The 24,871-nt window shown below is 42.1% G+C and carries 24 protein-coding genes and 2 pseudogenes; 10 read left to right on the top strand and 16 right to left on the bottom strand.

Translation table 11 applies throughout. From position 1 onward, the window contains the following. Positions 1-135: 135 nt before the first annotated feature. Both U5K72_01060 and U5K72_01055 read left to right on the top strand, forming a co-directional pair. Positions 136-981, top strand: coding sequence for a hypothetical protein (locus U5K72_01060; protein MDZ7717390.1), 846 nt, complete (start codon positions 136-138; stop codon positions 979-981). Continuing rightward, a complete protein-coding gene (locus tag U5K72_01055) occupies positions 950-2,212 on the top strand; it encodes a hypothetical protein (GenBank protein ID MDZ7717389.1) in 1,263 nt (420 codons plus the stop codon). The genes U5K72_01060 and U5K72_01055 overlap by 32 nt, the downstream gene beginning before the upstream one ends. Positions 2,213-2,253: 41 nt before the next feature. Here the strand turns inward: U5K72_01055 and U5K72_01050 are convergent, their stop codons facing one another. After that, a complete protein-coding gene (locus tag U5K72_01050; GenBank protein MDZ7717388.1) occupies positions 2,254-2,700 on the bottom strand; it encodes a hypothetical protein in 447 nt (148 codons plus the stop codon). A gap of 255 nt (positions 2,701-2,955) precedes the next feature. Here U5K72_01050 and U5K72_01045 point away from each other — a divergent pair, with 255 nt between their 5' ends. Next, the gene (locus U5K72_01045; protein ID MDZ7717387.1) at positions 2,956-3,207 is read left to right on the top strand and encodes a hypothetical protein; all 252 of its coding nucleotides are present in this window, start codon (positions 2,956-2,958) and stop codon (positions 3,205-3,207) included. Between the two features lie 33 nt (positions 3,208-3,240). Here the strand turns inward: U5K72_01045 and gghA are convergent. The 6 genes and pseudogenes from gghA to U5K72_01015 all read right to left on the bottom strand — a co-directional run bounded on the left by gghA (position 3,241) and on the right by U5K72_01015 (position 9,079). Then, positions 3,241-5,603, bottom strand: a pseudogene (gene gghA / locus U5K72_01040) (glucosylglycerol hydrolase). A 94-nt stretch (positions 5,604-5,697) separates the two neighbouring features. Next, positions 5,698-6,459, bottom strand: a complete 762-nt coding sequence (locus U5K72_01035; protein MDZ7717386.1) for a lysophospholipid acyltransferase family protein — start codon at positions 6,457-6,459, stop codon at positions 5,698-5,700. Between the two features lie 28 nt (positions 6,460-6,487). Beyond that, positions 6,488-6,889, bottom strand: a complete 402-nt coding sequence (locus U5K72_01030; protein MDZ7717385.1) for a YraN family protein — start codon at positions 6,887-6,889, stop codon at positions 6,488-6,490. Next, positions 6,882-7,481: a hypothetical protein gene (locus U5K72_01025; protein ID MDZ7717384.1), complete on the bottom strand. Its 600-nt coding sequence runs from the start codon at positions 7,479-7,481 to the stop codon at positions 6,882-6,884. Before U5K72_01025 ends, U5K72_01030 begins: the two co-directional genes overlap by 8 nt. 2 nt (positions 7,482-7,483) lie before the next feature. Further along, the gene (locus U5K72_01020; protein ID MDZ7717383.1) at positions 7,484-7,774 is read right to left on the bottom strand and encodes an FmdB family zinc ribbon protein; all 291 of its coding nucleotides are present in this window, start codon (positions 7,772-7,774) and stop codon (positions 7,484-7,486) included. Between the two features lie 111 nt (positions 7,775-7,885). Next, positions 7,886-9,079, bottom strand: a complete 1,194-nt coding sequence (locus U5K72_01015; protein MDZ7717382.1) for a pyridoxal phosphate-dependent aminotransferase — start codon at positions 9,077-9,079, stop codon at positions 7,886-7,888. A 290-nt stretch (positions 9,080-9,369) separates the two neighbouring features. On the opposite strand from U5K72_01015, the gene U5K72_01010 reads away from it, so the two are divergent. From U5K72_01010 to U5K72_01000, 3 genes and pseudogenes are all read left to right on the top strand, one after another. Further along, positions 9,370-9,993, top strand: a complete 624-nt coding sequence (locus U5K72_01010) for a transposase (GenBank protein MDZ7717381.1) — start codon at positions 9,370-9,372, stop codon at positions 9,991-9,993. 5 nt (positions 9,994-9,998) lie between these two features. Beyond that, on the top strand, positions 9,999-10,523 hold the full coding sequence (locus tag U5K72_01005) for a transposase (protein ID MDZ7717380.1): 525 nt from the start codon (positions 9,999-10,001) through the stop codon (positions 10,521-10,523). Next, a pseudogene (locus U5K72_01000) lies at positions 10,478-10,981 on the top strand (transposase). Before U5K72_01005 ends, U5K72_01000 begins: the two are co-directional and overlap by 46 nt. Before the next feature lie 430 nt (positions 10,982-11,411). Here the strand turns inward: U5K72_01000 and coaD are convergent. From coaD to tmpT, 5 genes are all read right to left on the bottom strand, one after another. Continuing rightward, a complete protein-coding gene (gene coaD / locus U5K72_00995) occupies positions 11,412-11,900 on the bottom strand; it encodes a pantetheine-phosphate adenylyltransferase (protein ID MDZ7717379.1) in 489 nt (162 codons plus the stop codon). A gap of 607 nt (positions 11,901-12,507) precedes the next feature. Beyond that, the gene (rsmD, locus tag U5K72_00990) at positions 12,508-13,059 is read right to left on the bottom strand and encodes a 16S rRNA (guanine(966)-N(2))-methyltransferase RsmD (protein MDZ7717378.1); all 552 of its coding nucleotides are present in this window, start codon (positions 13,057-13,059) and stop codon (positions 12,508-12,510) included. Continuing rightward, the gene (locus U5K72_00985; GenBank protein MDZ7717377.1) at positions 13,040-13,939 is read right to left on the bottom strand and encodes a hypothetical protein; all 900 of its coding nucleotides are present in this window, start codon (positions 13,937-13,939) and stop codon (positions 13,040-13,042) included. Before U5K72_00985 ends, rsmD begins: the two co-directional genes overlap by 20 nt. Before the next feature lies 1 nt (position 13,940). After that, positions 13,941-14,417, bottom strand: a complete 477-nt coding sequence (locus U5K72_00980) for a hypothetical protein (protein MDZ7717376.1) — start codon at positions 14,415-14,417, stop codon at positions 13,941-13,943. Positions 14,418-14,529: 112 nt separating this feature from the next. Next, on the bottom strand, positions 14,530-15,210 hold the full coding sequence (gene tmpT / locus U5K72_00975) for a thiopurine S-methyltransferase (protein ID MDZ7717375.1): 681 nt from the start codon (positions 15,208-15,210) through the stop codon (positions 14,530-14,532). A gap of 70 nt (positions 15,211-15,280) precedes the next feature. Here tmpT and U5K72_00970 point away from each other — a divergent pair, with 70 nt between their 5' ends. The 4 genes from U5K72_00970 to U5K72_00955 all read left to right on the top strand — a co-directional run bounded on the left by U5K72_00970 (position 15,281) and on the right by U5K72_00955 (position 18,264). After that, positions 15,281-15,772, top strand: coding sequence for an MgtC/SapB family protein (locus tag U5K72_00970; GenBank protein MDZ7717374.1), 492 nt, complete (start codon positions 15,281-15,283; stop codon positions 15,770-15,772). 12 nt (positions 15,773-15,784) lie between these two features. Continuing rightward, on the top strand, positions 15,785-17,080 hold the full coding sequence (locus U5K72_00965) for an MATE family efflux transporter (protein ID MDZ7717373.1): 1,296 nt from the start codon (positions 15,785-15,787) through the stop codon (positions 17,078-17,080). A gap of 78 nt (positions 17,081-17,158) precedes the next feature. Beyond that, positions 17,159-17,668, top strand: a complete 510-nt coding sequence (locus U5K72_00960) for a histidine phosphatase family protein (GenBank protein MDZ7717372.1) — start codon at positions 17,159-17,161, stop codon at positions 17,666-17,668. Between the two features lie 245 nt (positions 17,669-17,913). Next, positions 17,914-18,264, top strand: coding sequence for a hypothetical protein (locus U5K72_00955; GenBank protein ID MDZ7717371.1), 351 nt, complete (start codon positions 17,914-17,916; stop codon positions 18,262-18,264). Between the two features lie 199 nt (positions 18,265-18,463). Here the strand turns inward: U5K72_00955 and U5K72_00950 are convergent, their stop codons facing one another. From U5K72_00950 to U5K72_00935, 4 genes are all read right to left on the bottom strand, one after another. Next, positions 18,464-19,639 (bottom strand): SpoIIE family protein phosphatase, encoded by a 1,176-nt coding sequence (locus tag U5K72_00950; protein ID MDZ7717370.1) that lies wholly within the window; start codon positions 19,637-19,639, stop codon positions 18,464-18,466. A gap of 5 nt (positions 19,640-19,644) precedes the next feature. Next, positions 19,645-20,031, bottom strand: a complete 387-nt coding sequence (locus tag U5K72_00945) for a response regulator (protein MDZ7717369.1) — start codon at positions 20,029-20,031, stop codon at positions 19,645-19,647. 2 nt (positions 20,032-20,033) lie between these two features. Next, positions 20,034-23,486: a GAF domain-containing protein gene (locus U5K72_00940; protein ID MDZ7717368.1), complete on the bottom strand. Its 3,453-nt coding sequence runs from the start codon at positions 23,484-23,486 to the stop codon at positions 20,034-20,036. Positions 23,487-23,867: 381 nt separating this feature from the next. Further along, positions 23,868-24,818 carry an NAD-dependent epimerase/dehydratase family protein gene (locus tag U5K72_00935; GenBank protein MDZ7717367.1) on the bottom strand — a complete coding sequence of 317 codons (951 nt, stop codon included), beginning with the start codon at positions 24,816-24,818 and terminating at the stop codon, positions 23,868-23,870. Positions 24,819-24,871: the final 53 nt, after the last annotated feature.

The raw sequence follows: 24,871 nt of genomic DNA, 5'->3' as shown, positions 1-24,871 counted from the left end.
TATTGGTTTAATCCAAAATATCTTCAAAAAAAAATATCAAAACAGAAAAATCGGTCAATTTGACCCCTTCCCGCCTGAGCTTTCGCATGTATTAGTAGAGAAACATGCAATTTCTAAAAACAGATTCAGACTATTATGAGAAACGCCGTACGATTTGGGAGCCTTGCCCTGGTATCAGTACTTGTAATTTTAATTGGTATCTCCTGCTCAAGCAATTCTTCAACCACCTACTCTATTGAAGGATCCGTTACCCCAACAGAGGCCGGCAGTGTAACACCGGCAACCGGAGAATATGATGAAGGTGCGGAAATTGAGATCCGGGCCGAAGCTAATGATACGTGGATGTTCTCGTCTTGGGAGGGAGACGTTTCGGGTACTGAAAATCCCGCAATTGTAACTGTGGATGATGACCTGATTTTTACAGCCGTATTTGAAAAGCTTCAATATCCACTGAATGTGACCATAGATGGCGGCGGTAGAGTTGAAGAGAATATCGTCCAGTCAAAAATGACTGATTACGAAATTGGGACCGAAGTAGAGTTGAATGCCATAGCCGATGATGGCTGGGTATTTGTTGAATGGCAGGGCGATTTGACCGGAAACGAAAACCCACAAACGCTTACAATGGATGAAGAGAAGAGCGTTACCGCCGTTTTTGAACGAAAAGATTATCCCCTTACAATTTCCACAGAAGGGCAAGGGAATGTATCTGAAGAGGTTGTTGAAGAGCCCGCCAAAGATTATGCGTACGAAACTGTGGTGGAGCTCACCGCAAATCCGTCCGAGGGATGGACATTTGCCCGCTGGGAAGGTGACCTGGAAGGAACGGATAATCCATCACAGATTACAATTGATGGCGAGAAAGAGGTGACGGCTGTATTTGAGCGTGAAGGATTTGAGCTGACTGTAAATGTGACTGGTGGAGGAAGTGTAAATGAAGAGCTGCTGAATGACGCATTCAAAAACTTCCTACCCGTTTGATTCGGTTGTTGAGTTAACCGCCGAGCCCAACGATGGCTGGACGTTTGACGAATGGCAGGGCGATCTTTCGGGCAGTGATAATCCTGAGCAGATAACTATTGATGGAGATAAAAACGTCACAGCCGTATTTGTAGAAGAACAGTACGAAATTAATTTATCAACGCAGGGCAATGGGGATGGAACCATCAGTGTTGAGCCGGCTAAAGATTTCTATAACTATGGCGATGAAATAGAAATAACAGCAGAACCGGATGAAACCTCTGAATTCAAAGAGTGGGATGGTGATATTTCAGGTACCGAAAATCCCAAGAATGTAACGGTCACCAGCGATCTTGAAATTATAGCCATTTTTGGAGGAACGCCGGAAGTTGAAACTGCTGATCTAAGTGATATGCGTATCAACTCTGTAACCGGCGGCGGCGAAGTAACTGATAATGGGGGCTTTGAAGTTACGGATCGCGGAGTATGCTGGAGTATTGATCCGGACTTTACCGATGATGTATGTACGGTAGATGGGAATGGAACAGGTTCATTTAACAGTATGATTAGCGACCTTACTCAAGGAACCTTTTACTATGTTAGGGCATACGCCACGAACCAGGCAGGAACAGGATATGGAGAAAGTATTGAGTTTGTTGCCGGTTATGTTTCGCATGGATATGTGAATGGTTTGACACCCAGTGGTGATTCTCAGTTTGAAGATCGATCCTACAAATTAATTGCTTCTCGATGGAATGAAGGAGATCCTAAAATTTGGACGGCTTTAAATTTAGGAGCCAAAGGTTCATCAAAGGGTGCAACGGACGACAATCCCGATGCCGCTGGTTGGTATTTCCAGTTCAACCGGTTGCAGGGTTATTATCATGATGGTAGCAGCCGTACTCCGGGTTCAGGTGCGATGGATACAGTGGATGATCGCACTGATTGGCAAATAGAAAATGACCCATGCCGTGCTGCTTTTGGAGGTAACTGGAGAGTTCCAACAGCATCAGAGTGGAGAGGTTTCAGAAGTGCTTCTACTGAATTTGGAGGAATGAACGGCGGTGGACGAGAAGCTGCTTTTAACTCAGATTTGGAGTTGCATGCCGCAGGCGGAATTGATGTTGAGGGAGATATTACAAGTCGCGGAAGCATAGGATATTATTGGAGTAGTGACCAGACAGAGGGGGCATTTGCGGATGCATTGATTTTTTCATCTACAGGTAGTACAGTCGATGATCTTCCTCGCTAGACGGGTGCATTAACTATACGTTGTGTAAAAGAATAAAATTATCAAACTACAACGGATATAAAATCTAAAGCACGGTTGCTAAATAGTGACTGTGCTTTTCTATTTTCTTTCGTTCCACTTTTCTTGATACCCATCCAAAGGAGTGATCCAAGTCCGCCTGACGCAATTCCCGCCAGTAAGGCCATCAGTAAAGAGAGCTCAAACCGAGCATGAACATAACTCGATAGAAGAATAGAACTTACAAAATATATAACCACGGCTATCACATACCCGATGGCAAAACATCCCACCATATCGCGTATTTTTAAGTTTACTATAAAACGAACAATAAGAGAGGCAAATATTCCGATAGCAATCCACATAAAAAGAAAACCGGGATCTGCAAAATCTGTCTGCCGGGTACTTGAGGTCCAAAGAGGCAACCCGGCTCCAATAGTAGCGATAAGAATGGTAACCAATCTATAATTATGTCTTGTTGTTTCCAGCATATTCTAATTTTGAATGTAAGCTTTAATTATAATTTTTTACTGTACAAACTGTTATAAATATTTAGAAGAGAATTAGTAAGGCGTAGTTTTTTAAATAATGTATATTTTATTTTTAAATATTTCTTATAAAATAAATAATTATAATTTTCATCTATTGAATTAGCTGAAAGAAAGTATTATTTTTTTGTAGTTAATGTTTTATTGATAATAAATTGTCGAATTTTAAGTATTGAAATATAAAGGTTGCTGTTTACCATGAATATTAAGTTTGTAAAAAGATCGCAGATCAATTCAAGTAAAAGAAGAGCTTCTAAATTTAAACCTCTAATGGATGCCCTGGACAAATTAGAGCCCGGAGGACAGGCTGTTGAAGTTTCTTATTCGAATGATAAAAGTGTAAACTCTATGAGAACAGCCGTTTATCAATACAATCAAGATAATAATGTGAAAATTAAAAGCGGGAAAGACGCTGCTAATAAAAAAATATATTTCTACAGAGAAAAATAGATCTTTTCTTGTGTATTATTTTAATACAATCATTTACATATCATATAATTTTTCAAAAAGTATCCCCTGGGAAATTGAGAGTCGTATTGGGTGATCTATCTTTCGGGACCTAACGGATGGAGTTGCTAAAGCCACTTGCCACGTATCAGGATTTATAATTGGTAAATCGAGATTGGTAGGAGTTATTTGCCGGGACTGCCCTTCCATATTTGCAAGAAAGACGATCTCTTTTCCTGTGTCTATATCTCTGCGATATCCGTAATAGATTACTGCACCTTCTACCGGTTCCCGGAATTTCAGGAAGTCGGAGGATTGAAAATTTCTATTTAACCATGGATTCTTTAAACGATATTGACGGCTTTGATAATTGAAGTCCGATTTTTTTGAGTCCATGGTTTCAGCCTGCATATCTGCATTACAATATTCATACATATCTGCCATCCAGGCTTGTGCATATTCATTCAGTTTTTCCAGGGTCCACTCTTGGGGATTAAACGGTGGGTTGGTTTGATTGATTAGCTCAACAATGTTTTCGGGATTATAGTCGGTAATCTTTACAAAATTAAGTAGAGATTTTGCAAATCGCCGAAGGTCTTCAAGGTTTCGGAACCCAAGATTTTTGAGTTTTTTGAAAAATCGGGAATTTCGATATTCTACATCTGTAATTTGCCATTCCGTAAAATACGCTTCCTCGGCAGCAATTTTTATGGCAAATTTTGTATCGGTATTTCGAAAAAGCTCCAGGGTGTATTGCCAAGTGCTTGCACAAAATCCATCGGAACACCGGGTAAAAATGCATTCATTAACAACGTGGTAGATGGATTGTTGTAGGCGTTAATCATCACCATCTTCAAAGAGTTGCCAAGCAGAAAATTGACATTTACTGTTTTGGGATCGGCCTGAATTCCCCGGCGCATGGTATCGTGGTTGGCATATCCGCTGATCCATTTTTCGCCATAATCAAAATGTTCTTTAATTCGCCACCATTTCGAAACCCAGTACGTGTAGTCGTAAGGCGTATTGTATGCAAAAATCATGGGCGACCACTGGAAGGGGTGTTTCTGTTTATCAGTGATAACGCGGTACGTACTTGCCAACTCCCAATCAGTTCGTGGCCAGGGCCGTCCATCCTCAAAAATCATCCAGGGTTTATACTCTATTCCTGCAACAGTTTGTTCAACGTTGCTCATCTCCTTTAGAAATTCATCATCAAAGTAGACTTCATCCTCATCGGACACGTAATATTTAAAATCGTGAGCACTGTCCACCCGAATACCATCAAATCCCCAGTTCATTTTACGGCGCTGCATCTCAAGAATCATCGAGCGTAAAAGCGGGTGTTTAAAATCCAGGTTTTGGCCATAAATATTGGGACCCGCAAAGCATTCTTCAGGAAGCAGATCCAGCGCCTGGTTATCGGCATGTCCATATACTACATCCAATACTACCTTAATTGGGCCTGTAGGAAATCTATGGAGTGTTTCAATCAGGTCGAGCAATTCGTGGGGCCTGCCTGTAGAAAGAATAGATGGATTGACCGCCGAACATCCAAACAACACCACATCATACCCCCAGTTTATTACGTTTGGTTTGCGAAGGTGAAGAGTAATCTCGGAGCCATTCTCTCCGGGTGATTGAATAGGATTCCAAAATGAATGTTCTTTGGGATGTTCAATCACCGGATCAACCGGCATCAGTTCCACACCATCAAACCCAATCAGGTTTTTTTCATCGGGGGACAGATCCTCATTGTTTTCTATTGCGGCTGCAATCTGCTGGTACCGTTTGGCAAGCGAGTCAAGAGTGCCGTCCATAGTTGCAGTGCCGGTATGTATTTCAAGAAGGTTTGTGGACGGTTCAACTCTGTTATCTTCAAGAGTGGATAAACTTGTGTTTAGATCTTCGAAATAAGCTTTGTCTTTCCTGTCAGAAAGGACCCGGTTAATATCATACACTTCCGCCGGTGCATGAATTCCGTAAGGCATCGACCAGGCCATGGGGTCGAGAATAACCGTTTCCTCACCATCTTTGTTTTGCAGTACAAATTGGTAAAATGCACCAAACTTTTCCCGGTCTCCGGCAGGCAAATTATCCATCACAACCAGGGAAAATTCATCTACACAAGTTGTTTCAAAGCGGTAATAGGTAACATTACAGTGCTGCTCTGGCTTATCAAAAATCAGATCGACTGATGGAAGATAAAATTCAATAAAAACCTTATCAGCATTCTTAAATTTTGGATGCCATATGAGAAATCTTGTTTCCGATTCATCGACATGAGAGCCCAGATTTTTGGCTATGAAATCGGCATTAGCAGAGGTGATTCCCTTCCTGGTTTTTTGATGAATTCTTAATTTGAATTCCTCGGTTTTCTTTTGGTTGATTGAGATATTCATATCTAAAAAGAATGAGATCTATAGGTAGACGCAATGTAGGATAAAACAGATTTTGGAATAAATGTATAGAAAAATAATAAAGGATCAGAAAACTCTATGAAATATTGTCATTTTTAACTCCGCCCCACTGAAGATAAAGATTTCGCACATCATTTATATGATCATTGATATTTTCGAGTTTCCAGTCAGATGTATCAATAGGCGGATGAATGTGCGCTGTACAACTCCCTGATTTTGTAATTAAAAAATCTTCTTTGCTAAGTTCACGATTTCCCTCAAAGTAAATGGGTACAATAGGATATTGCAGATCCATAGCCATTCGAAAGGGTCCTTTTTTGAACGGCCCGATCACACCCGGGTGTTTTCTCGACCCCTCGGGTGCCAGCAGTACGGTGAGATTATTTTTACGGATTCTCTCAACATTTTTCTTGAGAGTTTCAACGGCTTTCTCAGACTTTTCACGGCGGATAAATACCTGTCCGGTCAGATGTCCGAGAATAAAAAAGATAGGGTTGTACTGCAATTGCCATTTCGCCACAAAACGAACACGAGGAAGTCCTAACGCCAGGATTGTTAAAATATCAAGTGTGGAGCTGTGATTTATAATATAGACGGCCGGTGCGGGAATTGTATCTGTATGTTTTTTAATTTTAAAATTGATACCGGCAACCTTTAAAACAGGATTTGCAATAGCAGGTGCAATCTTCTCAACTACAAAATTTGTCATCTTACCGAATGACAGGATTAAAAGAATCAAAATAATGGGAGTGCATACAATCAACAGAATAAAAAAGAGCAGAATAGATAAGATGCTCCGTAAATATTCAGTCCAGGTAAAATTTTGTTTGGCAGACATGATATATACCTAAAAATTTCGGGGCGGTTTAATATAGAACTATTGACGGAAAAGAAAATAGTGACTCTTTACCTGAAAGCGTCTTCGAAGTGTGATATTTCAGGGTCCTGCCCCTTTTTTGGACAATAGCAATCACATCAAACCGAACCAATGCCGTTTCCATTTTTCGTTCATAGACCCATGCATCGGCAGCCTTTTTAATATTCTGTTCTTTTTCCGGTGTTACATGGTCCTCCGGCCTTCCAAAATAGGTGCCGCTTCGAAATTTCACCTCAATAAAAACAATGAAATGGCCATCAGTTGCTACAATATCCACCTCGGCTTTTTCAAAAAAGTAGTTCCGGTCAATAATCAGCCAGCCTTTCGATTCCAGATATTCTGCGGCCAGATCCTCCCCTTTATCCCCGATTTTTCGGTGGTTTTTACTCATTACTTTCTTCCTGAGCCGGCTTATTACCTTTCAGTGATTGATGAGCTTCTGCCAGTTTTACCAGGTGCTTTAAAAAAGTAAGATTCTTCTTATTGATGTAGGGTAGCAGTGCTTTTGTGAATCGATCGAACATCTCCAGGAATTCAACAAAATTTTCGAGCCTCTCCTTAAATTCTGCTTCGCGAGGTTCTTCGGTACTGTCCTCTTCAAACATCTCAAGAGTTTCGGTAAGACTTTGCTGAATAGGTTCAATCTCCCGCTGATGGCGCTCGCGGATCAAAATGGCAACAATGTTCCAGACATCTTTTTCAGCCGTATAAAAATCACGCCGTTCACCTTTAAAGTGAACTTTTTGTATCAATTGCCAGTGCAACAGGCTGCGAAGATTCATGTTGGCATTTCCCCGGCTGATGCTCAACTGCTTCATGATAGCATCCGTATCGAACGGCTCATTCTCCGCATAAAGCAGTGCATGAATTTGAGCCATTGTTTTGTTGATTCCCCAGGCAGATGCCATCTCTCCCCAAAGTAGTACAAACTGATCAATAGCCTGCTGGTGAGATTCAGATTTCGGGGAATCGGTTTCCTGCACGGCTACTCCTTGGAATCTTTATTGTCTTTTTTGGAGGTAGTATCCGTTGAACTACTCTTTTCTGAAGTTTCAGATTTTGGTGGAGATGATCCGTTATTTTTATGAGATCCGTTTTTATTCTTGTAGTCGGTTACGTACCAGCCTGTGCCTTTGTACACAACACCACCACCGCCGGAGATGATCCGTTTTACAGGCTGACCGGTTGTAGGACAGGTTTTAAGCGGATCATCGTTTATACTTTGTGTGATTTCAAATGTAGATCCGTCTTCTCGTTTGTATTCGTATGTTGGCATAAATCAAGTATCTTGTTATAAAATTACATTGCTATATAAGCATAAAATGTGCCAAAATTGATGAAAAGATCATCATGGCAGTTTTTTATAAAGCCTACAAAGATAGCAACGTTAGGACAAAGAGGACAGTCCATCGCTAATTCTTACCATCGCTTCCTCGAGGTCATCCAAGGATGCAGCATAGCTCAGGCGTATTCCGCCCGGTTCCCCGAAAGCATCTCCCGGAACGGTTGCGACCCCGAACTCTTCCAACAGGTAGATAGACAGGTCGGTTGTGTTTTCTATCTTATCCCCGTCAGGAGTAGATCTGCCTAAAAAGCTGTGAACATCCGGGAATACGTAAAAAGCACCGGAGGGAGTAAAACACTCTATCCCCTCAATTGCCCGAAGAGCTTTTACTATATAATCTCTTCGTTCTTTGAACGCTTTTTTCATCTCCTGAATTGGCTTCATAGTTCCGGTGTAGGCGGCCAGTCCGGCTTTTTGCGAGATGGATGAAGGAGCAGATGTTTCCTGGCTCTGAATTTTTGCCACGGCATCGGCTATTGGTTTTGGACCGGCCATGTAGCCAAGACGCCAGCCGGTCATCGCAAATCCTTTGGAAAATCCGTTAATCACAATGGTTCGGTCTTTCAGACGGGGTGCAGCATTCAATATGCTCACATGGTCGCCCTCAAAAACGATATACTCATAAATCTCATCCGAGAGAATTAGTACATCCGGGTAATCATCAAGCACTGCAGCCAACTCTTTCAATTCACTTTTTGTATAGCATGCTCCTGTTGGATTCGAAGGCGAGCACAAGATAATTGCTTTTGTTTTATCTGAGATCACCTCTTCAAGCTGCCCCGGAGTGAGTTTGTAGTTGTTTGAAAAGAGCGTGTTTACCACAACGGGTGTTCCCTGTGCCAGTTTTACCATTTCAGGGTACGAAACCCAATATGGAGCCGGTATGATCACTTCATCCCCCTCATCAATGGTAGCCAGCAGTGTAAACCCTACGGATTGCTTAGCTCCGTTTGAGAGTACAATCTGATTCGGTGGAATTTCAATGTTGTTGTCGCGTTTTAGTTTATTGCTTACCGCTTCCCGTAGTTCCGGCATCCCGGTGTTCATGGTATAGCCGTGGAAGCCTTCTGTGATGGCGTCAATCGCTGCATTGCAGATGTGTGCAGGGGTTTTAAAGTCCGGTTCACCGGCACTTAATGAGATGATAGACTTCCCTTCCCGGGCCAGTTCTTTTGCCCTGCCCGAGACTTTCATGGTTTGTGACGGAGATACGTTTTGAGCTCTTTTTGAGATCATAATTTTGTTTTGAAATTTTTCCAGATGTTACCAACCTGAAAGTTACCAAAAGGATTTACGGAATTCACCATTTTCTATTATTGGTATCCACAACGTTTTAGATAACTGGAAATAATGTTGATTATGACCAATAAGAGCAATGTTTTCGATATACCGGTACCCACATCTATTGCCCCGTCCTTCAGTGCGTGTTGCACAACTCAACCAAGTCTAAGCAAAGGAGCTGATAATATCTTATAATCTGGACATATACGAGGCGTTTTTATTCGAATTAAATCAAATAATAACAATTGTTTAGTGGTTTAAATGTACCTTTTTTTGTACCTTCTTATATGCAAGGAATAAAACCACGTACCTCGAAACTTTTCTACCAATTTAGCCTGGAAGACCACGTCAGTGCCGATCATCCACTGCGGCGAATTGATCACGTGCTTGATCTACGGTTTCTCTACAAACAAACCCGCCCGTACTATGGATCGGAGGGGCAAAAAAGTATTGATCCGGTGGTATTTTTTAAGATCTGCCTGGTGGGCTATTTCAATAATATAACCAGTGATCGAGCTTTGATTCGATTTTGCAACGATAGCTTGTCAGCCCGATGGTATATTGGATATGACATCGATCAGACTCTGCCTGTTCATAGCACGCTTTCGCGTACCCGGGCCCTGTTTGGTGAGGATATCTACGCGAAAGTGTTTAGCGAAATCCTGGGGTTATGTGTGCAGGCGGGCCTTGTGCAGGGAGAACGCCAAGTGGTAGACAGTGCCTTGGTCAAGGCCAATGCCCATATTGGATCAATGCAACGCAAGCAGATCCTGGAAGATGCCAGCCACTACTGCCGGCAAGTGATCCAGGAAAATAAGGACGATGAGCCGCCATCCCGGCAGGCTGCGCCACCCCTGGGCCAGCGTTAGAACCGGTGGCGATTCCGCCCAAAACGAAGGATTCTAAAGATAAAACACCCGTTAAAAATGACACCCACCAGTGCAGCAGCGACCCGGATGCTCGCATGGCCTTTAAGCCGAATAAACCAAAAGATATGTACTACCACGGACAGGTGTGCGTGGATAGTCAGCATGGGGTGGTTACCGCCGCCATGGGCGATTATGGGGATCGAAACGATCAATATAGCTTTCCGGAATTGTTAGCAAAAGCTCGTGAAAACCTGGCGGAATATGGCTTATCGATCAACGAAGTTCTGGCCGATACCGGCTACACGACGGGCAAAAATATTAAGTGGTGTGAGCAGGCCGGTATGACCGCCTACATGCCCAACACTTCGAACTACACGCCGGAGCGCCCGGATTTACATATAATGAGCAGGAGGACCACTACGAATGTAGCCAGGGAGAGTATCTTACGTACCGATCAACCACGACCAATGGAAAACGCAAAAAGCGAATCTACAGAACTTTCACCAAGCAGTGTAAAAACTGTCCAATAAAGCAGCAGTGTATTACCAGCAAAAGCCCATTTAAACAATTGGCGCATTCGCCTGGCAAGCCGTGGTATGATCTGATGGCCAAGCGATTAAGCAGCAGCTATGGAAAATGGCTGCTACGCAAACGAAAAGCCATTGTTGAGCCGGCTCTTGGAACTCTGCTCCACCATAACGGGATGAAGAAGGTCTATGCCCGAGGTATCCAGGCGGCCAATAAACATGTGATGATGGCCAGTATGTCCATGAATTTAAAGAAATGGCTCAAACATAGCTCCACGTTCCCAAAAGTAAAGGCCCACAGAGCCATTATCACACCTTGGGGTACGAATGGTTTAGATGTTGAACAGATCTATTCGTTTTTAAAGACTATTTTAGCTCAATTCGTCCAAAAACTCGTTTCACAATCAATATATCTTCCAAATCCTCTATTTTCCAATCTACGGTTGTGCAACACGCACTAAAGACCGGGGCAATAGATTGAATATTATTTATCGTTTAGGACGCTATTGATTTTCTAACATGAATTTTATCGAGTTTAGCAAGTGTGTTACTCCATTTTCTAAACCACAAGTGAATTTTGATCTATGGAAAAAGGGATGAAAACATGATTGTCTGATATCAAACAAGCAATTGATGAGATTCAACACTTTCTGCCCTAAAAACGGAATTCAAAAAATTTTTCCTGTTTCACTGCTGGGCTGTGAAACAGAATGCAGATGGTGCTCTGCTCCACCCTATATTGGCTTTAAACGGGCAGCAGAGCAGCCCAGACTACCATCTCGGAGCAGAGCACTGAGACGAGAGTAAGTTGCAGTTCGTTTTGTATTAAAAAATGAGGTAAATCCTCATCAGCTTTTGATTTGACGAACTGTAAACTCTTATCTCAATAACTTATCTAAACTTCTCTTTCAACGCCTCTGCCACATGATCGGGCACAAAGCTGCTTAAATCGCCATTCCATTCGGCAACCTCTTTAACAATGGTAGCAGAGATAAAGGTAAGTTGTTCGTCCGGCATCAAAAATATTGTATCAATTTCGGGAGCCAGGCGGCGGTTTGTGAGAGCCATTCGGAATTCGTATTCAAAATCAGAGATTTGGCGAACGCCCCTCAGCAGTACATTTACATTTTTCTTTCGGGCAAAATCAATCAGAAGGCCTGTAAATTGTTCCACTTCAACATTTTTGCCCCACTCTTTCTCTTTTACTGCTTCGCGTATCAACTCTACTCTTTCTTCCCCGGTAAATACAGCCTTTTTCTTATTGTTCACAGCTACAGTTACAATTACCTTTTCAAACATTTTAACGGCACGTTCAAGAATATCAAGATGACCGTTTGTAAGCGGATCAAAAGAACCGGGATAGATGGCTGTGTGATTCATTGGTTTGTTAGCTGAAGATTAAAGAAGATCAATCCTAAAATAGTAGTGGAGTTACCCCATTTTTATGATCTAAACTTATTATATGTTCAATGTCCTTTTGTCTTGATACAAAAGAACGAAAAAATCAAGGCTGTGAATAGTTGACGGCGGACACGAGTTCACCGTGGAATCCTTTCAATGGTCCATCTCGCTTATAGCCCTTACATTCCATTTCTCGCCGGTATGAAAGGATTCTTCTCACGGTTCAATCGTTGTCCTTTTTTCCGCCAACTATTCAAGGCCACCCTACACCCATTTTTTCAGTTTCCATTCATAAAACTATATAAAGTATTGATAATATTTAATATATAGACTATGGAATGTAAATTTACGGGTAACTTTTCTAAAATAGTAATCTTAACGACATTATTTTGTTGTATTTCTGCTTATTCAAAATGCTTTCATTACAAAATGGATAATGTCGGTAAACAACCGGAACTTTAACAGGATTTCACTGCGGACAAACTCTCTCAGGTTCTCAGTTTGCGCAAAACAGATACTTGGCTGAAGCCAATGGTAATAAATGGTTTTTTCTTCAAAGCCCTATACCATTTACAACCAGCAACGATCAAAAATTTTCATCATCTAATTTAAAAATTGCGATAACAGTTCTGCCGTACGCTTTGGAGAAGACACAGTGTTCATGCGGTTCAAAATCGTTGTCTTTACTATGCTCCAGGATGAACCAGCCATCCTCATTCAGCCACTCGCCTGTTAACACAGTTTCAACCAATCCCGGAAAGTCGTAATAGTCGTAGGGCGGATCGGCAAAGATGAAATCAAATCCACCGGGATTAGTTTCGAGGAAGTTCTCAACATCCATTGTGAATGTTCTGATCTGATCTTCAATATTGAATTGCCGTCCTGTTTTTTCAATATGTTTGATATGATCGGCTTCTGCATCTACAAAAAGGCATGATTCTGCTCCGCGAGAGATCGCTTCAAGCCCAAGGCTTCCTGAACCGGCAAACAGATCTAAAACCCGGGTTCCGTCAAAGTAGGTTCGGGCATCAATCACAGAGAACAAGGCTTCTTTTGCGCGGTCGGAGGTGGGACGCAGCAGGCCGGTTTTAGGAACCGGAATATTTCTGCCTTTTAATTTACCCGTTATAATTCTCATTGAGTTCTGTTTTTTCCAAATCCATATTTAAACTCATCAGTATTGCAGGAAAAGCTCCTTCGAGGCGGAAACCATATGTTTTTTCATTCGCATCCACATTCATATGGTCAAGTGTATTCATTGTAACGATATCGCCGTGATGATACCAGTACGACTGTAATCTGTCAGTTACTTGATTGCTGAAATAACCGTGTACATACGTTTTATCATGAATACCACTCATCCATGACAGGTTACCCTGGTAAAGATTCCATAAATATGGGAGATCGCCAAAATCATCGTATTCAATACAGGTGCAAGCCCGCAGTTTGCCAAGAATGAAAGAGGTAACGGAGATGTAATTTTTTTGGCAGTGAACCATCAGGAATGATTCGCTGCTGTTTGTGTGGAGCTGCCAGTCCATGGCAATTTCAAAATCTGAGGCGATATCTACTGTTCCAAAAGATTCAAGCAGATAGTTAAACCCCCGAAGAGTCTGGGTATCTCTGAGCAGGAGCAGACGATAATCCTGGTTACTTATTGTGTGCCAGATCGTTTGTATGTTTTGCCGACCGATACCCTGCATTAAAAGCTGGATATGAGCTTCTCGTTCGGATGCATCTTCATAAACCGCCCGGGGAACGATAGTTCGACACTCTTCAGTGGCCGGAGCCAGAATCTTTGCTGTATTACAGTTAAACTCTGTTTTTAATTCTTCAAGAGAATTTTTGAGTGCCGGAAAACCGGAAGAGTTGCCCGTAATGATCGTTTCTTCAATGTTAAAACTAAAATCGATACTGCCAATACGGGCAAGATGAGCGTCTTGTCCCGGAGTGTTTACAGAGTAGAAAAGGTGGTTTTCTGTATAACATACACCAAGACAAGAACTGCCGTGTGTCATGTTAGTTCCAGTTTGGTGCGTTTAAAAGCGTGGTTCGTTCCAGGCTTCCAATTGCATCCTCAGAGTTCGGATTCTCTAACAAATAAATTTCTGGCCTGAGAGTATCGTTTAATTCATATTCAAAACGAACATGCGGCGGCCGCGGAGAATAAATAATTGAATCAGGGTTATAGGTAGACGGTTCCATAAATGTGAACAACGAATCTCCCCGGGCCTGCATAAGTGAATCAGTTTTTAAAAACTGTACCAAGCTGTCTAAACCGCTGTCGGAAGGAGGAAAGTTGCCCTTTCGGTTATTGTATTGAACAAGTGCATCTCGAACTCTCTCCATGCGGTGCCGTTCACGCTCAACCATTTGTTCTTCCTCAATTACTGCCTGGTATGGCTCAACAATAGATCGATATAAAAACCAAGATAGGACTATAATAAGAACAGCTAATACAATGGTTATAATGTTGTTTCGAGTTTTTAAATCCATGTGAAAAAAATGTGTTGGTTTGCGATAACATAAATGATTGATAGAAAAAGCAAAATAAATGCAGACAGTATGATATGCAACTTTCTAATCGACTGAGCGCAAAAGTTTACAATCAGTTTGCCTGATGTTCCTCTATTGGTAAAAGTAATGATAAAATTTCAATGAAGTAGCTGCGAAGTCCCCGTTTTTGAAATTTTTTATAATTATCCAGATTTAACTCTTGCCTGTCTAAAATTTTAAGCTCGAACTGCCCGCCAAAAAGTTGGTTTACTTCCTCAATTGACACACTGAATGGTGGTCCGTTCATTTCATCTTGTCTGTATTCAAATTGATGCATGAGAATTCGAGTATTTTGGTTGCAAAGTTCAATAATTTTATAAGCATATTGTTTTCGCTTATCCGGAGGGAGCGCAATGAGTGCAGCTTTATCGTACACCAGATCAATGGATGGAAGTTTATGCCTGGGCAGTTTGAAAAAATCACCGTTCCAGATCTCAATATTACTGGAGCGATAAATTGTGAAGTCCGCAAATGTTGTTTGTTCTGCATCTAAGGAGTTCTCTTTGAAGAACTGTTCCACAGCAATTTTGGATATTTCTGCACCAATAACCCGGCGGCAATGTTCAGATAACCAAAGCAGATCTTTACTTTTTCCACAAAGTGGAACCAGGACTGTGGCATTGTCCTTTAATCCGATAGATTTCCAGTGCTTTTCCAATCCCGGGTAACCATTTTCCATATGGAAACCGATCTTCCCTTTCCTCCATTTGCTCCGCCAATAACTCAATTCCATGAAAGTGAGTTTTAATCCAAATTTTGCGACCTTTGTGATGTCAAACCACATAATATAAAAAAGGTGAACGATGGAATTCGCATTTCAATGGGAAATTGTAGGAAAAGTTGCTTTTTCAATTTTTTTGGGCGGCTTAATAGGACTTGAACGAGAATGGGCTGCAAAACCCGCCGGTTTTCGAACGCATATGTTAATTGCCGGTGCATCTACTCTTTTTGTTATTCTTGGAAATGTGATGATTGATCAGTTTTCCCAAACAACAATTCCTGAAACACTTCAAACGGACCCAATCCGAATTATGGAAGCGATTATTACAGGAATCAGTTTTTTAGGCGCAGGAACAATTGTTTTTAAGAATAAAATTGACACTGTTGAGGGATTGACCACAGCAGCATCGATTCTGTTTGTTGCGGGTATTGGAATGGCCGTGGGTTTAAAGCTATATATGCTTTCTTTTATTCTTACTCTGATGGTTATCATGATTTTGCTGGTCCTTGGGTTTGTTCAAAACCGTATTGAAGGATATAACCCCCGGTCAAGTCAAGAGCAAAATCAATCGTAAAAAAGGTATCGGTTGAACCGCAAGATACTCCGTCTCGCCATTCCGAATATTATTAGCAACCTGTCGGTTCCGCTTTTGGGAGCGGTAGATACGGCATTGGTAGGGCATCTGGAAGAGGTCTATTACCTTGGAGCCCTGGCCGTGGGCAGTGTAATTTTCAATTTTATTTTCTGGGGTTTTGGCTTTTTAAGGATGGGCACTACGGGCCTCACCGCACAGGAATATGGCCGGAGAGATCGCATTAACATGATGATGATTCTTGCCAGAGTACAGTTTTTAGCCCTGATGATCGGGCTGGCAATTCTATTGCTTCAGTCACCCATTGCAACATTAAGCCTCTGGTTAATTGATAGTACGCAGGAGGTGGCCGAATACACACGGGTGTATTACGATATTCGAATATTAACCGCACCGGGAGTTCTGGCCCTTTATGGAATCAACGGGTGGTTTTTGGGTATGCAAAATGCGAAATATCCCATGATCATCACTATTGTGCTCAATCTGCTGAATATTGCATTCAATGTTTGGTTCATTTACGGATTTGGCATGCATGTGGATGGTGTTGCATGGGGAACGCTCGTTTCAACCTATCTCGCAGTTTTGCTTGCCCTGTATTTATTTCTGCAGAAATACAGGAGATACCTTTCACACTATAAGCAAGAGTTGCTGCTGAATTTAACAGAGCTTAAAAAATACTTTTCAGTCAACCGTGATATTTTTATCCGAACACTCTGTCTCATTTTTACCTTCTCGTTTTTTACGGCCGTTTCCGCCCAACAGGGGGATCTGATTCTTGCTGCAAATACTATATTGCTTCAACTTTGGTTTATTGTTTCTTACGGAATTGATGGATTTGCATACGCCGCCGAAAGTTTGGTGGGACGATTTAAGGGAAGCCTTGAGCAAGATAAACTTGCCAGAGCCGTATGGTACAATATAGGTTGGGGGCTATTTCTCGGGGTGATGGGTACACTGACCTACGCCCTGTTTGGGAATCAGATACTATACATTTTTACAGATAAGACAGAGGTAATAACTGTTGCTAAATCCGTTCTGTTCTGGACGATAATGGCACCGGTTGTTTCGAGTTTCTGTTACATTTTAGATGGTGTTTATATTGGGGCAACAGAAACCAAACCGATGCGTAACACGATGATTATTTCAACTTTTCTGGTGTTTTTGCCCGCTTATTATGCGGCTACCTACCTGTTTGGAAAGCATGGATTGTGGCTGGCATTGGTACTTTTTATGATAACAAGGGGAGCGGCATTAGGGGTATACCTTCCAAAAACTGTATTAGAAAGATAAGTTCACATAAATTTTTCTTTTCTAATATGGAATTAAATGGTAAAATCATTTAAAACATGGTTATCAATGGGTGGGGGAATGACTTCAAAATCTAAAAAAGTACTACTGATGCGGCACGCAAAATCATCCTGGGATAACCCGGGACTCAGAGATTATGACCGGCCGCTCAATAAACGAGGGTTACGGGATGCACCCCGAATGGGACGTTATCTAAAGCAGTTGCAGCTTATTCCTAACCAGATCTTCAGCTCACCGGCGGAGCGGGCAAAATCTACTATTCTTCAGGTCATTCAGGAACTGGATCTGTCTGTCAGCCAAATTACATGGGATGAAAACCTCTATTTCAATGGCGCCAAATCGTACCTGGACCTCATTAAAACTGCAGATGATAGTTCGGATCTTGTGATGACGATCGGGCATAATCCTATGACACAGGATGCCATTTCTGCGTTATCAGCTCATACCTCAACAAAGGCCATTAAAACCGCAACTATCGCCTGTTTTGAATTTCCAGCGGAATCCTGGCAAACTATTCAGCCCGGCCCTGATGCTCTCAAATGGATCGTTGGTCCGAAGGATTTAAAGTAGTTGCATAAGGCCTGAGTCTGTCTGAACAGGATGTAAAATAAGCTAATGAACTTAATTAATAGGGTCATACCGGACCCCGATCCGGTATCCCCAGCCATTATTTACGGTAGGAGATTCTGAATCAAGTTCAGGCATCCTGTTCAGACAGACTCAGGTTTGCGGAAGATTTTCCAAATATTTTAATTGTATATCTCTCCCCAAAAAATTTTTATATTCAACCACACAACCCAAAAGAGAATAAATCCATGATCTACAAGCAAAAATTCTATTACCTGACAAAAACCCCGCTGAGTGCAGAAGGCCCCGAAGATGTTGAAATTATTGACCGGGCAGATGACAGCAGCCAGTTTCCCAACCTATTCAAAGAGTATGAAGAGCTTCGCTCACATGCGTTTAACGAAGATAATCTGTACAGCATCGTACGGGCAGATGATATTTACGACCTGGTACGTACAGGCACAGTAGAAGAGGCAAAAGAGTTAGCGTTTGATGATGCTGAATCTGATATCGTTACAAATTTACAGCATCGCGTGGCCCAAAAGAACGACAAAGATGCTGCTGCTATTCTTAAAGAAGTTCACCAGATAGAGAATTGATATAATAGTAGTACGTGTTTAGCGGCCTTCAGCGTAGCTCGGAGCTTATCTCCTAATCTCCCAAAACGATAAGATCAGCATAGAGATGAATTGCCTTTGGTTCAGAACGCTGACAGATCCGGTTGGTGCTGTCAGGTTCTTTGATTCGACCCGCTAAACAGAGATATACAGATTGTATCAATCTGGCTACACGAATATTTCAATTTCCCTCATATCTTGTAGTAAGAACCGTGATATCGTCGGATTGAGGTGCGGTGTCGGCAAACTTCATTACTTCAAGAAAAAGGCCTTTTACAAGTGGATTCAATTTTTTGTCGGCTGATTTATTGAGGTATTTGATGACCCGTTCTTCATCAAAAAAACCGCCGCTGTCGTTTTCCGCTTCTGTAACTCCATCCGTAAATGTTACGATGGAATCACCCGGTTCTAACTGAATGGTTGACATATCGTACTCGGCATTTTCAAATTTTCCAAGAAGCAATCCGCCAACATCACTCATCTCTTTTACTTCTCCATCTTTCGAAACAAGGTAGGGTAAATTATGGCCTCCGTTGCAGTAGCTGAGCTCACCTTTTTCCAGGTCTATTATGCCATAAAATACTGTTACAAAAGTGGTGATATCACTTTCGGGAATCAGCATATTGTTGACTTTACTGATACATTCGGCGGGATCGGTCACTTCAGATCCTATCGCTTTGAGCATGGTTCGGCACACAGCCATGTAGATGGAGGCAGGCATTCCCTTACCCGAAACATCTCCAATGAAAAACACAAATTTGTCATCACCTATTTTAAAAAAGTCATAAAAATCACCGCCTACATGTTTGGCAGCAATCATGTGGGCATACACATCGAAACGTTTGTCATCATCATAAACCGGGAAATCCTGTTTTAAGATTTTTTGCTGAATACGGGCAGCCATATCGAGGTCGTAATTCAGAGAGCTTAGCTGCTCTTCCATCTCCTTTGCGTTTTTGATGCGAGAGATCTCTTTCAGCGTTTTTTCAATAGTTGTTTCCAGGTCGTTGAAGTCGATTGGCTTGGTTACAAAATCATAGGCTCCGCGATTCATTGCCGTTCGGATATTCTCCATATCGCCATAGGCGGATACCATGATCGCTTTCAGATCATTTCGCTGCAGGTCCTGTAACTCGTTTAGGAGTGTCAGTCCGTCCATCTTTGGCATATTGATGTCACTCAGTATCAAAGAGATCTCACTGTTATCAGAAATTGTATCCAGTGCCTCTCTGCCATTTTCCGCAAACATAAATTCGTACTCTTTAGATCGGACTTTATGTCTGAATTTTTGCATCATCAGCATTTGAAGATCCGGTTCATCGTCGACTACCAGAATTTTTTGGCCAGAATTATTCATGTTATTTACCCTTTATCTTTATTCAGCATATTATAGATTTCAGACCGTAAGGACTCAAAATCAATTGGTTTCGTAAAAAACTCTTTCGCTCCTGATTTAATTGCTTTGTTGTAATTCTCATCGTCTCCGTAAGCCGATATCATGCTTACGTTAATTTCAGGATGTTCTGCTTTGATGGTTTCAAGTAGTTCAATTCCGGTCATACCGGGCATGTTGATATCGGAAAAGACATAGACAACATCTGGCGGGTTTGTACTGTTCAAGATGGACAAAGCTTCTTGCCCTGAAAAGGCAAACACCAGTTCGAGTTCGCCTTTGCGAATCTCTTTCCGAAACTTTTGCCGGAATAACATCTCTACATCTTTTTCATCATCAACAACTAAAAATTTCATATCTATGAATGATTTTTTTGATAGGGAATCGTTATTAAAAATCGTGTAAACCTATCCGGTTCTGTTTCAATATCAATCTGTCCCCCATGCCCTTTTACGATATCATTTGTGATGGAAAGTCCCAGGCCGGTCCCTTCTTTTCCTTTTTTCGTTGTAAAAAACGGTTGTAAAATTTTATCCTTTAATTTAGGCGGAATACCGGGTCCGTTATCCTCGATGGTAATTTTCAGATATTTATCGTTGTGTTCTGTAACTACTTTTAATTGCGGGAGATATTTATCATCGTTGTATTCAGCTTTTTGAAGTTTCTCACGCATTGCATCGAATGCATTGTTGCAAAGATTTAAAATAACCCGGCTGAAGTCTTCGGCAATTAACGGAATTTCCTGTGTATTTTCATCTAAGTTGAGATCAATATCTACGTTAATTGGATGTTTACTTGCACGCATTCCGTGAAATGCAAGATTAACATACTCTTTGATTAAAGCATTCATATCCGTGGGTTCAACTTTACCATTACCACCTCTTGAATGCTGAAGCATCGATTTTACAATTCCATCTGCACGGCTGCCGTGTTCGTGAATTTTCTTAAGGTTTCCCTCAATATCCTTTATGATATCAAGTGCAAAATTATCATCGGGAATAGTCAGTTTTTCAAGTTCCTCCCGGGCCTCTTCAATCAACTCAACGCTGAGATCAGAAAAGTTATTTACAAAGTTAAGGGGATTCTTGATCTCATGAGCAATGCCAGCGGTAAGCTGTCCCAGTGATGCCAGTTTTTCCTGTTGAACCAGTTGCTCCTGAGCGGCTTTCAGATCGTTCAGGGCTGATCGTAATTTTTCGTACGATTCGGCATTTTGCATTGCCACACCCACATTGGCTGCAATGGTGGTGAGAAGCCTCTGATCATTTTCGGAGAACCGGTTGGATTGCTCTTTACTTTGAACACTGATCACTCCAATAGATTTTTCTCCAGCTTTAATTGGAACCCCCAAATACGATTCTACCATCTCTCCTTTTTTCTCAGCTTTTATTTCATCATACGCTTTATCCAGGTTTTGATTGATAAGCAGGGGTTCCTGGTTCAGGATAATTTTTTCAGTGATGCCGTTACCAAATGGCCTGGATTCGGATTCGTCCCCATAGTAATAAGGGAAATGGAGCATGTTCGATTTACGATCGTATGTAGCCAGGTAAACAATATCTGCCTTAAATGTTTCGCGCATCTGGTCTCCAACAAAACTGATAAGGGCATCAAGCTCTAACTGCGATACCATAGCCCGGCTAATATTATTAACTGTTTGAAGCTCGGCGGCCCTCTGTTCAGTTTCATCCAATAGCCGTACCGTTTCATTGAAGAGTCGCGCATTCTCAATAGCCACACTCATACTGTTCGTAAGCGTAGTAATTAACTGAAGATCACTTTCCGTAAAAGCATTTTCCTCTTCAACATTTTGCAGACTTACAGATCCCACAACCGTATCTCCTACAATCATAGGAACAAAAATAGCTGATTTCGGAGCTAATCCTTTGGTGATCGCATTTCCGTCATATTCCATCGCTATCTCCTCATAATTTTCATTTATGAGAAGATATTCTTTCTTTTCAATCAATATTTTATTAGCCCAGATAAACGGCCGGGGTTCAACATCAATCGTTTCGCCTCTTTCGATGGCGTATTGCCAATATTCCAATTTTTTGTCATGATCAAAGGTTCGAATAATCATTGTCTGTGTGTTTAAAACATCACAAATCTTTTCTCCAACCAATTTGTAAATGGCCGCCATATCCATTTCGCGTACCAGTCCGTCCTGCACACTATTGATGACTGCCAGTTCTGCATTTCGCTGTTCTGTTTCGGCGAGAAGTCGAGTGGTTTCATTGAAGAGCCGTGCGTTTTCAATGGCCACGCTCATACTGTTGATCAGGGTGCTGAGCAGTCGCACATCCGATTCATTGAATGCGTGTTCACGATCCAGGTTCTGCAGGCTGACATAGCCCAAAACCTCTTTTCCGACCGACATGGGCACATAGAGGGCGGATTGAGCCATCCTTGTACCTGGTACAGGCTTAAAGGGTTTCCCGTTAATTTCGGACATCGTTTCTGATGCCTTTTCATTGAACAGCAGTTTTTGCCGTTCCTGAATCAATTTGGCTCTGACGTTGTCGTAGGGCCTGCCGGGCGGATGGACACGTTTGCCGTCCTCATAGATATACTGAAAATGCTCGGTTTTGTCGGTGTGATCGAAGGTAACGATTCCCGTAACCTGCGCGTCAAAAAGATTCCGGATCCGGTCACCGACCAGGTCATAAATTCCCTGCATGTCCATCTCGGCAACAAGCCCCTGCTGAACACTGTTGATTACCGCCAGTTCTGCATTTCGCTGTTCCGTCTCGTTGAATAGACGGGCATTTTCAAGGGCTACACTCATACTGTTAGCGAGAGTACTTAGAAGGCGAACATCAGATTCTGGAAAAGCGTGCTCTCGATCTAAATTTTGTAGACTCACATATCCTCGGACAGAATCACCAATCACTAAGGGCACAAACAGTACAGATTTTGGAAGGTCGGTTCCCGGTACAGCCTCAGGTTTGATACCTAAAATTTCTTCCGCCCGATCCGGAAAATTCTCGTTGATCAAAATCATCTCTTTTGTTTCAATCAACTGTTTTCTAAACCTGTCGAGCGGCCGGGGATCCGGGTAGATTCTGTCCCCGTCTTCATATTGGTACTGGAAGTGCTCTCGTTCATTATCATGATCGAAGGTGCAGATCATTGTAACCTGGGCATCGAAAAGTTCACGAATTCGATCACCAACCAAATCATAGATACTTTGCAAGTCCATCTCTGCAACCAAGCCTTCCTGAACACTGTTAATGACCGCAAGCTCGGCATTTCGTTGCTCAGTCTCGTTAAACAGTCGTGCATTTTCCAGCGCCATGCTGATACTGTTGGCCATGGTGCTTAACAGGCGGACATCGGAATCGCTAAAGGCATGCTCACGATCTACATTTTGCAGGCTGATATATCCAAAGACAGTGTCACCGGCGGCCATGGGTACATAAAGGGCAGATTTTGTTAATTTTGTGCCGGGAGCTACCGTTGGCTCTTCCCCTGTTATCTCTCTCCAGGCATCATCGGCATTTTCATTTATAAGGATGAGTTCGCTTGTTTCTATCAGTTTTTGCCGAAGTGTGTCAATGGGCCTTGGATCTAATTCATGGCGTTTTCCATCTTCAAAAGCATAGTGAAATATTTCAGTATTATTTTCATAATTAAATGTAGAAACAACAGCTACCTGAGCATCAAATAGATCTCGGACTTTTTCACCCACCAAATCATATATCTCCTGCATCTCCTTTTTGGCAAGAATACCCTGTTGTACACTGTTAATAACAGCGATTTCCGCTTCCCGCTGTTCAAGCTTTTTTGATAAATTCTTACTTCCTGTCATAAATGTCTGCTACATTATGATTGATTAAGAGTCGCAGTCATGATGGTTCCTTTTTTTGAATGAATCTTCAAGACGCCTCTGTGAGTCTTGATAATATCACTGGTGATCGAAAATCCCAAACCCGTTCCTTCAATTCATTTTTTTTGTAATAATAACTGCATGATTTTGCTGTTGACCTCATTCGGGATTCCGGTTCCGTTATTTTCTCCATTTAAAGTGTAAAGGATCTTTCCGGACAGCAATATTGAAGACGGAAAATTCTGAACCTTTACCAGGGGAATGACAATCGTTAAAAAGAGCTCTTTCAGATAAAGAAGGCTTCGTAATGCAGGCGTGATTCTGATGGTATGTTTGGGAAATATTTAAGCATACCATTATAGACTAATCTTCGCTTGCCGCAGTGTAATCACCGAACGAAACGTGAGCGGGTTTGTATGATAGCCCCAAATCTTGTTCGGCTTTTTTGCCGCTGTACACAAACCGGGGCTTTTCAACGACCGGTTCATTATTCAGCATTCGTGAGATGTCCGACACTTTCCAGCTCTCGTTGCTCAGGTAGTACTGTTTTCCATGCAGGCCGTCTGTCGTTGCTGCCCTGTAAATTCCCTCAGCCACATCGCGCACATCCACAATGGCAAATTCCATATCATGATCATATAGCATTTGTACAAAAGGATTGGGTGCGATCTTATGCTTGAACAAGTACTGAAGTCCCATGGACGTTGAATCATCCCGCTCGGAGAGGGCAGGGCCCATCACGCCAACCGGGTAGACACTTACAATCTGTTTATCAGATTCAGGATAATCTTTGATAAACGCCTGTACCACCTGATCGGCATAATATTTGGCCTGTGCGTATGGATGTCCTTCTTCGTTAAGGTGAGGCTCATCGCTTTCCGTGTAGAGATGATCAGGTGAGCGTCCTGCCACCGGCATAGGGTAGCCGGTATTGTAAGAAGCAACAGATGCAATGATCACCACCTTCTTCACGGATGGCGTCTCATTGATTACCGTCAGAAAGTTCTCAGTGCCCTTAATGGTCGGTTCAAACAGCTCTTTCGCCGGATCTTGTACATCGAGCTGAAATGGCGTGCCGCCGTGCACCACAACATCACAGCCATCTACAAATGACCTGAGAGAATCGATGTCACGGGTATCCAGCGAAATAATCTTAAGATTATCCGCACCGGGTAACGTTTTTAAATGCTGGTACTTCTTCTTCTTTTTAATGTCTGTCGCCGATACTTTAACGCTGAACCCATTCTCAAGGAATGCTTTTGTGACGTAACTGCCGATGTATCCCGACCCGCCGATTATGCCTGCTGTTTTCATGATTGTTTAGGTGAGTGGTTTAAATTGAAACTTCGACGCATCGATCATTCAGA

The organism is Balneolaceae bacterium (genome assembly GCA_034521495.1).
Lineage (GTDB): Bacteria > Bacteroidota > Rhodothermia > Balneolales > Balneolaceae > Rhodohalobacter.
The sequence above is the reverse complement of the archived record's forward strand: the minus strand, read 5'-3'. Positions and strand labels throughout refer to the sequence as shown.

Excerpts from the sequence above, each read along its gene's own strand:
- U5K72_01060 (MDZ7717390.1), top strand. The coding sequence starts at position 136 with ATGAGAAACGCCGTACGATTTGGGAGCCTTGCCCTGGTATCAGTACTT.
- U5K72_01055 (MDZ7717389.1), top strand. The coding sequence starts at position 950 with ATGACGCATTCAAAAACTTCCTACCCGTTTGATTCGGTTGTTGAGTTA.
- U5K72_01050 (MDZ7717388.1), bottom strand. The coding sequence starts at position 2,700 with ATGCTGGAAACAACAAGACATAATTATAGATTGGTTACCATTCTTATC.
- U5K72_01045 (MDZ7717387.1), top strand. The coding sequence starts at position 2,956 with ATGAATATTAAGTTTGTAAAAAGATCGCAGATCAATTCAAGTAAAAGA.
- U5K72_01035 (MDZ7717386.1), bottom strand. The coding sequence starts at position 6,459 with ATGTCTGCCAAACAAAATTTTACCTGGACTGAATATTTACGGAGCATC.
- U5K72_01030 (MDZ7717385.1), bottom strand. The coding sequence starts at position 6,889 with ATGAGTAAAAACCACCGAAAAATCGGGGATAAAGGGGAGGATCTGGCC.
- U5K72_01020 (MDZ7717383.1), bottom strand. The coding sequence starts at position 7,774 with ATGCCAACATACGAATACAAACGAGAAGACGGATCTACATTTGAAATC.
- U5K72_01015 (MDZ7717382.1), bottom strand. The coding sequence starts at position 9,079 with ATGATCTCAAAAAGAGCTCAAAACGTATCTCCGTCACAAACCATGAAA.
- coaD (MDZ7717379.1), bottom strand. The coding sequence starts at position 11,900 with ATGAATCACACAGCCATCTATCCCGGTTCTTTTGATCCGCTTACAAAC.
- rsmD (MDZ7717378.1), bottom strand. The coding sequence starts at position 13,059 with ATGAGAATTATAACGGGTAAATTAAAAGGCAGAAATATTCCGGTTCCT.
- U5K72_00985 (MDZ7717377.1), bottom strand. The coding sequence starts at position 13,939 with ATGACACACGGCAGTTCTTGTCTTGGTGTATGTTATACAGAAAACCAC.
- U5K72_00980 (MDZ7717376.1), bottom strand. The coding sequence starts at position 14,417 with ATGGATTTAAAAACTCGAAACAACATTATAACCATTGTATTAGCTGTT.
- tmpT (MDZ7717375.1), bottom strand. The coding sequence starts at position 15,210 with ATGGAATTGAGTTATTGGCGGAGCAAATGGAGGAAAGGGAAGATCGGT.
- U5K72_00970 (MDZ7717374.1), top strand. The coding sequence starts at position 15,281 with ATGGAATTCGCATTTCAATGGGAAATTGTAGGAAAAGTTGCTTTTTCA.
- U5K72_00960 (MDZ7717372.1), top strand. The coding sequence starts at position 17,159 with ATGACTTCAAAATCTAAAAAAGTACTACTGATGCGGCACGCAAAATCA.
- U5K72_00955 (MDZ7717371.1), top strand. The coding sequence starts at position 17,914 with ATGATCTACAAGCAAAAATTCTATTACCTGACAAAAACCCCGCTGAGT.
- U5K72_00950 (MDZ7717370.1), bottom strand. The coding sequence starts at position 19,639 with ATGAATAATTCTGGCCAAAAAATTCTGGTAGTCGACGATGAACCGGAT.
- U5K72_00945 (MDZ7717369.1), bottom strand. The coding sequence starts at position 20,031 with ATGAAATTTTTAGTTGTTGATGATGAAAAAGATGTAGAGATGTTATTC.
- U5K72_00940 (MDZ7717368.1), bottom strand. The coding sequence starts at position 23,486 with ATGACAGGAAGTAAGAATTTATCAAAAAAGCTTGAACAGCGGGAAGCG.
- U5K72_00935 (MDZ7717367.1), bottom strand. The coding sequence starts at position 24,818 with ATGAAAACAGCAGGCATAATCGGCGGGTCGGGATACATCGGCAGTTAC.